Below are 12,494 nucleotides of genomic sequence, written 5' to 3' on the forward strand. Positions count from 1 at the left end.
CGTTTATAATAGTTAGATAATTACCAATTTATTTCTTGAATGAAATATTGGTATAGACAACTAGAAAATAGTAATGCTAATATTAAGTGAGAATCTGAAAGGAAGTAATGAAAACATGAACCCAAAAGATAATCTTAGCTTAATTAAAGATATAAAAATCTATGCAGAAGATCGCATTATTGAAAAAGGATATATAAAAATTAAAAATAACCACATCATCGAAATAGGGAGATTAGAGAATCTTTCCAATGAAGAAAACTTTGAAATAATTGAGGTTCCTTCCAATTATATTGCGGTACCAGGATTCATTGATGTCCACATCCATGGAGTAAACGGTGCCGATACGATGGATGCAACAAAAGAAGCCTTGGACAACATGGCGTCGTCCTTGCCTGGTGAAGGAACAACAAGCTTTTTAGCCACTACAATGACCCAGGAACCAGAACAAATTGAAAAAGCCATTATCAATGCTGGTGATTATATTTCCAAACAACCTGATAAAGGCCAGGCAGAAATTATTGGGATTCATTTGGAAGGGCCGTTTGTCAATGCCAGCCGCGCAGGGGCACAGCCCACTCAATACATCATCGACCCCAATCTTTCATTATTAAAAGAGTGGCAAGAACGATCCAATGGAATGATTAAACTAGTCACCTTAGCTCCCGAGCGGCCAGGCGGTTTAGAGATGGTCCGTTATTTAAAGGAAAACGGTATTATTGCTTCAATCGGACATTCGGATGCCACCTTTGAAGAAGTAGGGGAAGCAGTTAAAGCCGGTGCCAATCATGTAACACATTTATTCAATCAAATGAGAGGCCTTCATCATCGTGAACCAGGCATAGTGGGTGCTGCCTTTTTGCATGATGAGTTAAAGGCAGAGATGATTGCTGATGGGGTGCACGTTCACCCTGAAATGGTCAAACTGGCCTTTAAACAAAAACATAGTGCTGGAATTATATTAATTACTGACTCGATGCGGGCTAAATGCTTGAAAAACGGCCATTATGACCTTGGCGGCCAAGAGGTAACTGTGAAAGATGGCAAAGCGGTACTTGCGGATGGCACTCTAGCCGGCAGTATTTTGAAATTGGGACATGCAGTAAAAAATGTCCTATCATTTACAGGCTGTACTCTTGAAGAGGCTGTTCAAATGGCTTCCGTGAATCCGGCAAAACAGCTAAATATATATGACAAGAAAGGCAGCATTGCGGCTGGAAAAGATGCAGATATCGTCATTCTTGATAACAATATGGAAGTCTTCATGACTCTTTGCCGGGGAGCAGTTGCTTTTAAAAAGGAGGCAGAAATAAAATGAGAATTATCGAAGTCAAAGATTATACCGAAATGAGTCTGAAAGCGGCGGAATATATCATTGACAAAGTTATAAACAATCCGCGAATAAAACTTGGTTTAGCTACAGGCGGAACCCCTGTTGGAACATACAAAAATTTAATTGCCGATCATCGGAAGAATGGAACTTCCTATCAACACGTTACAACGTTTAATTTGGATGAATATATAGGGCTATCTGGCGACAATAAAAACAGCTATCGTTATTTTATGAATGAGCAATTGTTCAACCATATCGATATCCATGAAAGTAAAACCTTTATTCCCCGCGGGAATGTTAAAGATATGCAAGCTGAATGCCTTTATTATGACGATTTAATCGAAAAACATGGCGGAATTGATTTGCAACTACTGGGAATTGGCCAAAACGGTCATATCGGCTTTAATGAACCAGGAACCTCATTTCGTTCCAATACGCATGTCGTTCAGTTAGCACAGTCAACTATTCAAGCTAACGCCAGATTTTTTAACAATATAAAAGAAGTACCAACCAAAGCCATTACCATGGGGATTGCTTCCATATTAAGAAGCAAGGAAATTTTGCTTTTAGTTTCTGGAGAATCAAAAAATGATGCCATGTTTAAGCTGTTGAATGGGGAATTAACAGAAAATTTCCCAGCCTCTGCTCTGAAAAAACATCCTTATGTTACAATAATTGCAGATAAAGCGGCTGTTGCGGGTTTAAAGCTTCCTTGTTAACGGCAGGTATTATGACATACAAACGTCCCGAGTAAAAAGAGAAAGGTGTTAATGGCAAAATGATTAATAAGAACTCCCCCATTCCTATTTATTATCAATTGGAAGAGCATATAAAAGAGTTAATTGAAAGAGGGGAACTACTGCCGGGAGATGCACTGCCTCCGGAAAGGGAATACGCTGAAAAATATAAAATCAGTCGTATGACAGTTAGACAGGCCTTTACGCAGCTTGTCAATGATGGCTATTTATATCGCTTGCAAGGAAAGGGAACGTTTGTTGCAGAGCGGAAAATCGAGCAGCCCCTACAAGGTTTAACCAGCTTTACAGAGGATATGAAGACACGAGGAATGACTCCGGGGAGTCAGTTAATTCATTTTGAAATGATTCCGGCATCAAAACAAGTCGCCAGTCAACTTTCCATTTCGGAGTTTGCTCCAGTATATGAAATCAAAAGGATTCGTTTGGCAGATGGTGTTCCCATGGCATTTGAAACAAACTACATTTCAGCCAATCTCATTAAAGGACTTACAGAACAAATTGTCAATCAATCGTTATATGCCTATATTGAAGGGCAGTTACATTTCAAAATTGACAGCGCCTCCCAGATAATTGAGTCTTCGATTGCGAATCAAAATGAAGCAAAATTGCTTAAAATCAGCAAAGGCGCACCTGTCATGCTCATACAGCGAAACACTTACTTAAGGGATGGAACCCCTGTTGAGCTTGTAAAGTCAGTTTACCGGGCGGACCGCTATAAATTCATGATTCAAATGAAAAGATAAAAATGATGGAGATCTTGGTATGTTCAAACAATACTTTGAAAAACTAAAAGAGCTTTTGACCGCTGTTGAAGGGTTGGAAGTAAAAAACATAAAAGCGGCAGCAAACGAAATTGCCGAATGTATTGAAAATGATGGTATTGTTCATGTATTTGGCTGCGGCCACTCTCACATGATTGGGGAAGAGCTTTTTTATCGTGCTGGAGGATTGGTTCCTATAAATCCCATCCTGATCGAAGATCTTATGCTTCATAAAGGAGCGGTACGTTCGTCTCAACTGGAGCAGCAAAATGGTTTTGCAGATTCATTTATGGGGAACATCAGAATAGCATCAAATGATGTTGTCATAGTTGTTTCTACATCAGGAAGAAATCCGGTCCCCATTGATGTGGTAAGATGGGCGAAGAAACAGAAGGCCTTTGTCATTGCCATTACTTCACTAGCTTATCCAAAAACTGTTTCGTCCCGACATAAAGACGGACATTTTCTATTTCAGGCAGCGGATCTTGTCATCGATAACCACATTCCAATAGGGGATGCCATGATGGAGCTGCCAAATTTAGAAGTACCGTTTGGGTCGGGGTCCACTGTTGTGGGAACAGCGATCGCCAATGGAATAATGGTCGAGGCGGTAAATATAATGGTGGAACATCAGTTTACTCCGCCTATCTTTAAAAGCGGCAATGCTGATGGTGCAGCTGAGTATAATCGTGAGTTAATCAATAAATATAAAAACAGAATTCCTATGCTGGATAAATAAAGAATTTAATTACTTAAAAAGCTTGCGAGATCGCGGGCTTTTTTTGTGTCTTAAGACGTTAATTTCCATTAATACTTTCCTTAAGAAATTTAGAAAATAAGTAAGCAAGCGAAAATTTTTTCTAAAGGGGGCATTACAATTGATAAAAAAACCAGTTAGCCTAGCTTTAACTGCCATCCTAACATTGGGTTTGGCCGCTTGTAACAATGATAGAAATGACATTAACGATCGTGACAGAGTGGGGCTGGATACGAACAACAGAAATAATGGCATTTTCGATGTTCGTAATGGCAGAGATGATGGGATTGACCATAATGGTCCACTGACGGAAGATTATACAAATAATGACAACAATGACCCGGATTTCGATGCAAACTTGTTTGATGATAAACGAAAAGTAAGACGAACTAATGATGATATGGTTTCGGCTTATTTCACGGCGTTGAACAGCGATCAATATCCTCATACAAGGGCTGTCTTAATGAAGGATGCTAAATATCAATTTGTCCGTGTTGACCCTAGTCAAGGCAATTGGTTTCAAAAAGGAGTAATTGAGCAGGCGCAGCCGTTCCTACAGGGGCCAAACGTAAACGTGCCGACGCCGGCACCAACACCGAAGCAGACTCAACCTGCCCCGGCTCCAGCACCGGCACCAAAGCAAACACAGCCGGCGCCACAGCCTAAGGCACCAGCCAAAAGTACTGCACCGACTACTGGCACAGTCAGTCAATATGCGCAACAAGTGATTGATTTAACGAATGCCCAGCGTAGCAAAAATGGGCTTCCCGCCTTAAAGGCTGATGCACAGTTAAGTAGTGTTGCTCAAAAGAAGGCCCTTGATATGCAGCAAAACCATTATTTCTCTCATACAAGCCCGACGTATGGGTCACCATTTGACATGATGAGGGACTTTGGAGTCACTTATAAATCAGCAGGAGAAAATATTGCCCAAGGACAGCGGACCCCACAAGAGGTAGTCAATGCCTGGATGAACAGTGAAGGCCACCGCAAAAACATTCTTAGCCCCAACTTTACCCATATTGGTGTAGGGTTTGAAGAAACAGGCAAGCATTGGTCGCAAATGTTTATCGGGAAATAAATGAAGACTCACCGATTGGCGAGTCCGTGAGGACGGTTCATGAGGTGCAGTTGAATTTATGCGTTAAGTATAAAGCTTTCGACAGTAAGTTTATGCTTATTAGCTAAGAAAGCTGTAAAAAACCGACGGCACGAATGTACCGTCGGTTTTCATCATATTTGTTTTTTCAAAAAGGAGGTAAGAGTGGGAAATTTGAATAAAAAGGTTGTCCCTACGCCTACTTTGCTTTCTACCGAGATAGTTCCGCCCATGGCCCGGACAATACTGTAGACAACCATCATACCCAGTCCTGTGCCGTTTTTCCCTTTTGTTGAGTAAAACGGCTCTCCAAGCCGTTCAACTTGTTTGTCAGTCATGCCCATACCAGTATCATTGATACAAATCGTTACATAGGTTTGATTAAATTCTGTAGATACAGTCAAATATCCGCCACTTGGCATTGCTTCAATGGCATTTTTTAAAACATTCACAAAGCATTGGCGAAATTTTTGCCGATCACCTTTAATCATCCCAATAACTGAAAAGTCTGTAATAATCTCAACAGAATTCTGTTTGGCTAAAGGCTGGACAATATTTATGATTTGCTTGAGTTCACTTTTAAGATTAAGTTCCTCGTACGTTTCGATGGAAGGCTTTGCAAAAGTCAAATAATCTTGGATAACTCTTTCTGCAGAATTTAGCTCATCTTTGACAATGGATAAGTATTCTTTTCTTTTTTGCCTCGGGAGATGGTCATCCTCTAAAAGCTGTACAAATCCGCTTGCAGCTGTCAAGGGGTTTCTGATTTCATGGGAAATGGCTGCCCCCATTTGTTCCACCGCTTTTAACTTTTCCGCCTTCACTAATTGCTGTCTCATTTCTATATTTTTTTGAATGAATTCAATAGCATATGCGATAATTCCAATTCCAAGTGCAGGGATTATTAAATAAGCGATCCAAACATCAAGCCAATAAGCATGGGTATCCGTTAATACCATGCCCATTACTGTCAAAGCACTCAGAGTTATTCCAAAGCAAATAGATATAATAACACGTCTCCTAGGACCTTGCTTCCAAAACCATGGGGAAATCCGCCAAACAACAATGGCATAGGGAAGAAAAAGCAGGATCGTTAAAAACAACCCAGAATTAATTCCAAAAAAACTTCTCATAATAATGGTGGCCGCTACCAGGACAGGACCAATACCTATATATAATCCGCCAATGACGATAGGAATGATTCTTAAATCGAACCTGGCGGAAGAAATAGGATTATAGGAAAATTGTATACAAATCCAAAGCATCAAAATAAAAAATACGATATAAGAGGACTTAGAAAGGGTAATTTTTTTACTTTTGTCGACTAAAATAAAACTGAAAAAGAGAAAGATGATTAAAATGGATAGATTTAAAAAAAGGTGTTTTGTTACTTCCATTAACTTCACCATCCAAAAGACCTGTTAGGAAAATTTTACAGGTAAATTCCGCAGGTTTCAACAAATATTACCTCTTTTTCTCAAAATTACGACAAATAAGTGGTAAAAGTATATCGGAGGGATTCAATTGGTTCATTTACTCTATTATGCTGCGCCTATCTTAGCTGCTTTTATTGTTTTCGGCCCCATCTTTTTATTGAAATCATCAACCATTTCGGAGAATAAATCCAAGTATTATGAAGCATTGGCAGAATTGGAAAAGGATCCGAAGAATGAGAAATTAAAATTAAGTGCTATTGAATTGGGACGCAAATTTTACGGTTCTGCAAGAATCACTGGTGCCGCAACAACGTTTGATGAAGCGATCATAAATTGTGAAATTTCAGCTTGCGAAATGAATGAAGCGGAAGGGTAGTACTAAAGAAAAATAAAAATAATGGAGAACGGGGCAAAGTCTACGATGCCCCGTTCTTCCTTTTTTTGAATTCAGTCAATTTTTTGTCGAATTTTTGCGCTAACCTAAAAAAAGTATAAAAAAATCTAAAATCAGCAGGGTTAACGATAGGAATGAAAACATTTACAATAATTTTAGAAAGCACTTACAAAATAATGAACAATTAAAAAAATCAAAAAAAGGAGGAGAATTTGGTAGTGAAAGCGCTAAAACGATTTTGTTTGTTTATAGATAGCCTCTTTGAAAAAGTAGCGATTGGCTCACTGCTCGTCATGATTATCATCGTAACATTGCAAGTTTTTACGCGAAAATTGTTTAACTTTGTTTTGTTTTGGTCAGAGGAAGTTACTCTTCTGTTGCTATGCTGGTTTTCGTTTATGGGAATTGCCATCGGCGTCCGTGAAAAACTGCATTTAGCGATTGAATCCTTTACCGCTAAACTGCCTCCGGCAGTGATAAACATCATCGATAAAGTGGTATCGCTTTCTACCATGGCATTCGGATATTATTTATTGAAATATGGCTGGGATTTTACTGTGTTAATGGGTGATTCAACTTTACCAGCAACTAAATTATCGAATGCATGGGGATATGCTGTTATGCCAATTACAGGTTTTATGATGATCATTTATGCCTTTTTACAACTAATTGGTATTGACACAAGACGACATAATATTGAAGGTGGTGGCCACTAACCATGGATCAAACAACAATTGCCATAATCATTCTTCTATCAAGCTTTGTTATCATGCTGTTGCTGCGTTTTCCAGTGGCATTGACATTGGCAGGTTCCACCGTCATCACAATGATGTATTTAAACATACCGCTTGAGGTTGTTGGTCAACGGATGATACAAGGTGTGAATTCATTTGCGCTCTTAACAATCCCGTTTTTCATTCTGGCTGGACAGCTAATGAATGAAGGGGGATTGGCTGCTCGCTTAATTAACTTTGCCATGCTTGCAGTCGGACGTGTCCGCGGCGGTTTGGCGATGGTAAACGTACTTGCCTGTCTATTGTTCGGTAATATTTCGGGTTCGGCTGCTGCGGACGTTTCGTCAATCGGTTCTGTTATGATTCCGATGATGAAGAAAAAAGGTTACAGTAAGGAATTTGCGACTGGTTTAACTTCCGCTGCTGCGATTCAGGGTGTAGTTGTTCCGCCAAGTCATAACTTAATTCTATACTCTCTTGCTTCCGGCGGCGTATCGATTGCAACCTTATTTATGGCTGGTGTAGTACCAGGAATCCTGCTTTGCGTAACGCTTATGGTTGTAGCCCGCATTTTGGCTATCCGCCAAGGCTTCACTCAAACAACTGTTATTGAGAAAAAAGATAGACCAAAAGTTATTAAAGATGGAATCATTTCAATCATGCCGATCGTGATTATCCTGGGTGGAATATTCTCGGGCTGGTTTACTGCTTCTGAATCAGGAGCTATTGCAGTATTGTATGCAGTTATCGTAACATTCTTCGTCTTCAAGGAAATTCCGTTCAGCAGGATGTGGATGATCCTGATCCGTACCTTCAGGACGGTTTCCATGGTACTGTTCCTGATTGCAGCATCCAACGCTTTAGGTTACGTACTTGCGTTCCTGCAAATACCTAACATGGTCACAGATGGATTATTAAGCATCTCGGATAATCCGGTAATTATCTTGTTGATTATCAACGTGTTGCTCCTCATCCTTGGATGCGGCATGGATATGGCACCGCTGATCTTGATTATGACACCAATCCTGCTTCCTGTTGTTACAGCAATGGGCATGGACCCGGTACATTTCGGTATCATTCTAATGTTGAACTTAGGGATTGGACTATTAACACCTCCGGTTGGAACAGTTCTTTTCATTGGATCTGCGATCGGCGAAGTCCCTATCATGCGAGCGGCCAAGGCAATGGCACCATTTGGATTGGTCCTCCTGGCAGCATTGATGCTACTAACCTACGTACCAGATATCTCATTGTGGCTGCCTAAAGTGTTAGGTAATTAAAATCGGTTTCAATAGTTTACTATAAAACAAATTCGTTCTTAATTTTAGAAAGGGGATTTATGATGAAGAAGTCAACAAAACGTATGTCCGTTGCACTAACTACAGTCCTTGGAGCAAGTTTAGTTCTTTCCGCTTGCGGCGGCGCTGGAGATAAAGAGAAAGCCTCTGGAGATAATGGTTCAAAATCAGAAGGGAAAACTTACTCTTTCCGTTTGGCTGATGCCCATCCAGATAACTACCCAACTGTATTGGGGGATAAGAAATTTGCCGAGCTTGTTAACAAGAAATCAAATGGCCGTATCAAAATTAGTGTATTCCCTAATGGACAGCTGGGTGATGAGAAGTCTGTTATTGAGCAGGTTCAATTAGGAGCCGTTGAGTTTACTCGTGTTAGTGCAGGGCCGTTGGCTGAATTCAGTAAGCCTCTAGGTGTATTCAGTCTTCCATATATCTTTGACAGCACTGAACACGAATGGAAATTCTTAAACAGCGATAAGGGCGAGGAATTGTTAAAGAGCTTAGAATCAGCTAAAATGGAAGGTCTTGCTTATTATGATTCAGGTGCCCGAAGCTTCTATTCTACTAAGGCTATCAAGAACGTTGCTGATCTTAAAGGCCAAAAAATCCGTGTGCAGCAGAACCAGATTAATATTGACCTAATTGAAGCACTTGATGCAAACGCTACTCCAATGCCTTATGGGGAAGTATTTAGCTCACTTCAAACAGGCGTTATCGACGCAGCTGAAAACAATGCACCAAGCTACGTTTCTGCTAACCACTATCAGGTAGCAAAGAATTTAATTCTTGACGGACACCAGCGTGTACCTGAAATCCTTTTAGGAAGCAAAACCGTTTGGGATAAATTAAGCGATGCAGATAAAAAGATTATCCAAGAAGCTGCAAAAGAATCTGTAAAAACAGAACGTGAAGAATGGGAAAAAATGGAGAAAGACTCTCAAAAGAAAATTGAAGAGTCTGGTGTGAAAATTGTTGAGGTGAAAGATCTTAAGCCTTGGCAGGATAAAGTTAAACCTGTAATCGATAAGTACCGTGCTGATTATGGCGATATTCTTGATGCAATCGATGCGGCTAGAAAATAATAGTTGAAATTTAGGAAAAAATAACTTGAGAGACTATGCTAAAAATGTAATCATTTTCGCATAGTCTTTCTGTTTTTAGCTAATAAGCATAATGGAGAATTCACAACGCCTCATGAATCGTCCATATGCTCGCCAATCGGCGAGATTTGATTGATGTTCCATAGAAATAAGGTGAGTTATGCAAAAATATAGAAGTAATTTGTTTAAGAGGCTGACACACGCACTGCTCCTGAAAGACCAATCGCTGGTTCGTAAGCTGTTTGTTTTTTCAGCACTTCTTGTTATTATTCCGATTAGTTTTATAGGTTATTTTTCGTACCAGAAATCAGTGGAAGCACTTGAGAGTGAAGCACGTTCATACAGCTGGCAAATCATTAGGCAGGTAAATACCCATATTGAATATTATGTGGGTGATTTCGAGATTGAAATACTAAAAATTTTGAATAACCAATCGGTAAACCGGTTTCTCCTAATGACAACCGTGGAGGAATTGGAGTCAAAGGGCGGGACAGCTAATATCAAAAAGGTGCTGCAAAATGCAGCCTATTCTAGATCTGACATTGCCAACATTACAATCTCTCTGAATAATGTAGCTACAGTCGATGCCATTAATGTCCGCTACAATCGGTTCCATCCAATCGAGTCTTTTCAACCAAGCTTTTTTGAGAGAATCCTTCCGGACACAGCCGAGCCTGTTATTTTCACACGTACACTTGAAGACGATGAAAATAAGGAGCACGTTATCTCCATTGCCAGAAGGTTGTTTAGTCCGAAAACCTTGAAACCGGTTGGCTTTATAGTTGTGGATGTCAACTTCAAAAGGTTTAAGGAAATTGCCAGCCAGGTCAATATTGGCCATTCTGGGTTTATGTATATCGTCGATTCACAGGGAAACTACGTCTATAATCCAGATTTTTCGGAGCTGGGGAAAAGGGCGTCACTTCAAAATATGAAGCATATAATTCATGGAGAGAGCGGTTCCTTTGTCACAAACGGGGAACAGAAGGATCTTCTCACGTATAACCATTCTGGATTCCTTGGCTGGACGGTCATTACATCGATTCCGTATAATGAGCTAATTAAAAGCTCTGTCAATATTCGAAATACCATATATATTATGGCAATCATCACCATGTTATTTGCTGTGATTCTCGGAGCCGGTTTGGCGGAAAATATTATAAAGCCAATTAAGGGGCTTCAAAAAATGATGAGGCGAGTGGAAAAAGGGGATTTCAACGGCCAGGTCGATGTTCTATCCAGAGATGAAATTGGCGACCTAACGCAGGGGTTTAATAAAATGTTAATTCGATTAAATGAGCTTGTAGATGAAGTGTATCTTTCAAGAATACGGGAAACGGAAATGCTTCTGCGTCAAAAAGAAATTGAACTAAAGGCACTTCAGGCGCAAATTAACCCGCATTTTTTGTTTAACTCTCTAGAGACCATTCGCGGAATGGCTTTAGAACATGGAATGGAGGAAATATCGGATATTTCCGCGGCATTGGCCAAATTATTGCGTTATAATATAAATAATAAATCGCAAGTTGTTATGTTGGATGAAGAAATTCTTCATACAAAGGTATACCTGCGGATTCAGAAACATCGTTTTGGTGAGAAATTCGAGTATGATTGTTTGATTCCGGACTGGGCAAAAAAACAGACCATTGCGAAATTCTCTATTCAGCCGATTGTTGAAAATTCGTTTAAGCATGGGCTTGAACCGTCCGGCGGTATCTCAAAAATAAGCATCACGGCGACCAAGGAGTCGGAGGATGCATATGCCATTAGAATTCAGGACAATGGAGTGGGAATTTCCGATACGAGGCTGGAAGAAATCCGCCAGAACCTAAGCAAAAAAGATGTGATGGAAGGCGGTCCAGGAATCGGTATGGTAAATGTACACCGCAGGATTGTTCACCTTTTTGGAGACGAATATGGTATCAGCATAGAAAGCTGTGAAGGCAGCGGGGCAATCATAAGTATTCGCTTGCCGTTAATGGGTTAGCTAATTAGAGTACTAAAGTTAGGATATACATTTTTGTTGTTTGATTGGGAAGTGATTGCATGTATACAATACTCTTGGTTGATGACGAGAAATGGGTGCGAACGGCACTGCGGCATACAATCGCCAAGACCGAGATGCCCTTTGAGGTGATAGGGGAATGCACCAATGGCCTGGAGGCTCTGGATTATTTAAAGGAGAGGCCGGCTGATCTCGTTATGACAGACGTAAGGATGGCAGTGATGGACGGGTTAGCCTTCGTTACAGCACTAGCAAATGCCGAGTATCGTACTGACTGTATAATGATCAGCGGTTATGATGATTTTAAGTATGTTCAGCATGCACTAAGGTCAGGTGTAGTTGACTACCTGCTTAAGCCGGTCGAGCTTGAAGAATTGAAGGAATGTCTGGACAAATGGATAAAGCATCGCGAGGAAAAGGAAGGATTGGCAGCTGCTAACGTCAAAGAAGCTGATCCGTCGGAATTATCCACTATAGAGAAGGTTATTCAATACGTCAAGAGCAAAGTTCCGGGAGAAGTCACATTATCTGAAGTGGCAAACTACGTGCATTTGAATCCAAGCTATCTTAGTAAGCTTTTTAAAGACAAAACAGAGCAAAATTTTGTAGACTTTGTTCTTGAAATTCGGATGAATGAAGCGAAAAATCTGCTTGAGAGGACTTCCTTAAGGATATCCGAAATAGCAGACAGACTGGGTTATTCGGATATCACCTATTTTAGCAATATATTTAAGCGCAAAATTGGAGTGACTCCATCTGAATACCGGAAGCGCGTCCGGACAAATTGACAAACAGGCTGGAGTGTAAAAACCTGTATAGAAT

Annotated in this window: 12 protein-coding genes; 11 read left to right on the plus strand and 1 reads right to left on the minus strand. The window is 40.2% G+C overall.

The genetic code is table 11. From position 1 onward, the window contains the following. Positions 1-115 precede the first annotated feature (115 nt). From nagA to ACZ5AE_RS06750, 5 genes are all read left to right on the plus strand, one after another. Positions 116-1,315, plus strand: coding sequence for an N-acetylglucosamine-6-phosphate deacetylase (nagA, locus tag ACZ5AE_RS06730; RefSeq protein WP_464570638.1), 1,200 nt, complete (start codon positions 116-118; stop codon positions 1,313-1,315). Next, on the plus strand, positions 1,312-2,049 hold the full coding sequence (nagB, locus tag ACZ5AE_RS06735) for a glucosamine-6-phosphate deaminase (RefSeq protein ID WP_464570640.1): 738 nt from the start codon (positions 1,312-1,314) through the stop codon (positions 2,047-2,049). The genes nagA and nagB overlap by 4 nt, the downstream gene beginning before the upstream one ends. A 59-nt stretch (positions 2,050-2,108) precedes the next feature. Beyond that, the gene (locus ACZ5AE_RS06740) at positions 2,109-2,831 is read left to right on the plus strand and encodes a GntR family transcriptional regulator (RefSeq protein ID WP_464570642.1); all 723 of its coding nucleotides are present in this window, start codon (positions 2,109-2,111) and stop codon (positions 2,829-2,831) included. A 19-nt stretch (positions 2,832-2,850) separates the two neighbouring features. After that, complete coding sequence (locus tag ACZ5AE_RS06745; RefSeq protein WP_464570644.1) at positions 2,851-3,588, plus strand: SIS domain-containing protein; 738 nt, start codon at positions 2,851-2,853, stop codon at positions 3,586-3,588. Between the two features lie 418 nt (positions 3,589-4,006). Continuing rightward, the gene (locus tag ACZ5AE_RS06750) at positions 4,007-4,687 is read left to right on the plus strand and encodes a CAP domain-containing protein (RefSeq protein WP_464573565.1); all 681 of its coding nucleotides are present in this window, start codon (positions 4,007-4,009) and stop codon (positions 4,685-4,687) included. A 152-nt stretch (positions 4,688-4,839) separates the two neighbouring features. On the opposite strand, the gene ACZ5AE_RS06755 is transcribed toward ACZ5AE_RS06750, so the two are convergent. Continuing rightward, positions 4,840-6,102, minus strand: a complete 1,263-nt coding sequence (locus tag ACZ5AE_RS06755; RefSeq protein WP_464570646.1) for an ATP-binding protein — start codon at positions 6,100-6,102, stop codon at positions 4,840-4,842. 127 nt (positions 6,103-6,229) lie between these two features. On the opposite strand from ACZ5AE_RS06755, the gene ACZ5AE_RS06760 reads away from it, so the two are divergent. From ACZ5AE_RS06760 to ACZ5AE_RS06785, 6 genes are all read left to right on the plus strand, one after another. Then, complete coding sequence (locus ACZ5AE_RS06760; RefSeq protein ID WP_464570648.1) at positions 6,230-6,517, plus strand: hypothetical protein; 288 nt, start codon at positions 6,230-6,232, stop codon at positions 6,515-6,517. Positions 6,518-6,753: 236 nt separating this feature from the next. Then, positions 6,754-7,251, plus strand: coding sequence for a TRAP transporter small permease (locus tag ACZ5AE_RS06765; RefSeq protein ID WP_464570650.1), 498 nt, complete (start codon positions 6,754-6,756; stop codon positions 7,249-7,251). 2 nt (positions 7,252-7,253) lie between these two features. Beyond that, on the plus strand, positions 7,254-8,549 hold the full coding sequence (locus tag ACZ5AE_RS06770) for a TRAP transporter large permease (protein ID WP_464570652.1): 1,296 nt from the start codon (positions 7,254-7,256) through the stop codon (positions 8,547-8,549). Positions 8,550-8,608: 59 nt separating this feature from the next. Further along, positions 8,609-9,649 (plus strand): TRAP transporter substrate-binding protein, encoded by a 1,041-nt coding sequence (locus tag ACZ5AE_RS06775; RefSeq protein WP_464570654.1) that lies wholly within the window; start codon positions 8,609-8,611, stop codon positions 9,647-9,649. Between the two features lie 178 nt (positions 9,650-9,827). Then, entirely contained in the window at positions 9,828-11,654 is a 1,827-nt protein-coding gene (locus ACZ5AE_RS06780; RefSeq protein WP_464570656.1) for a sensor histidine kinase, read from the plus strand. A gap of 59 nt (positions 11,655-11,713) precedes the next feature. Beyond that, a complete protein-coding gene (locus ACZ5AE_RS06785; RefSeq protein WP_464570658.1) occupies positions 11,714-12,460 on the plus strand; it encodes a response regulator transcription factor in 747 nt (248 codons plus the stop codon). Positions 12,461-12,494: the final 34 nt, after the last annotated feature.

This window comes from Neobacillus sp. S1227, from assembly GCF_055385255.1.

Excerpts from the sequence above, each read along its gene's own strand:
- nagA (WP_464570638.1), top strand. The coding sequence starts at position 116 with ATGAACCCAAAAGATAATCTTAGCTTAATTAAAGATATAAAAATCTAT.
- nagB (WP_464570640.1), top strand. The coding sequence starts at position 1,312 with ATGAGAATTATCGAAGTCAAAGATTATACCGAAATGAGTCTGAAAGCG.
- ACZ5AE_RS06740 (WP_464570642.1), top strand. The coding sequence starts at position 2,109 with ATGATTAATAAGAACTCCCCCATTCCTATTTATTATCAATTGGAAGAG.
- ACZ5AE_RS06745 (WP_464570644.1), top strand. The coding sequence starts at position 2,851 with ATGTTCAAACAATACTTTGAAAAACTAAAAGAGCTTTTGACCGCTGTT.
- ACZ5AE_RS06750 (WP_464573565.1), top strand. The coding sequence starts at position 4,007 with ATGGTTTCGGCTTATTTCACGGCGTTGAACAGCGATCAATATCCTCAT.
- ACZ5AE_RS06755 (WP_464570646.1), bottom strand. The coding sequence starts at position 6,102 with ATGGAAGTAACAAAACACCTTTTTTTAAATCTATCCATTTTAATCATC.
- ACZ5AE_RS06770 (WP_464570652.1), top strand. The coding sequence starts at position 7,254 with ATGGATCAAACAACAATTGCCATAATCATTCTTCTATCAAGCTTTGTT.
- ACZ5AE_RS06775 (WP_464570654.1), top strand. The coding sequence starts at position 8,609 with ATGATGAAGAAGTCAACAAAACGTATGTCCGTTGCACTAACTACAGTC.
- ACZ5AE_RS06780 (WP_464570656.1), top strand. The coding sequence starts at position 9,828 with ATGCAAAAATATAGAAGTAATTTGTTTAAGAGGCTGACACACGCACTG.
- ACZ5AE_RS06785 (WP_464570658.1), top strand. The coding sequence starts at position 11,714 with ATGTATACAATACTCTTGGTTGATGACGAGAAATGGGTGCGAACGGCA.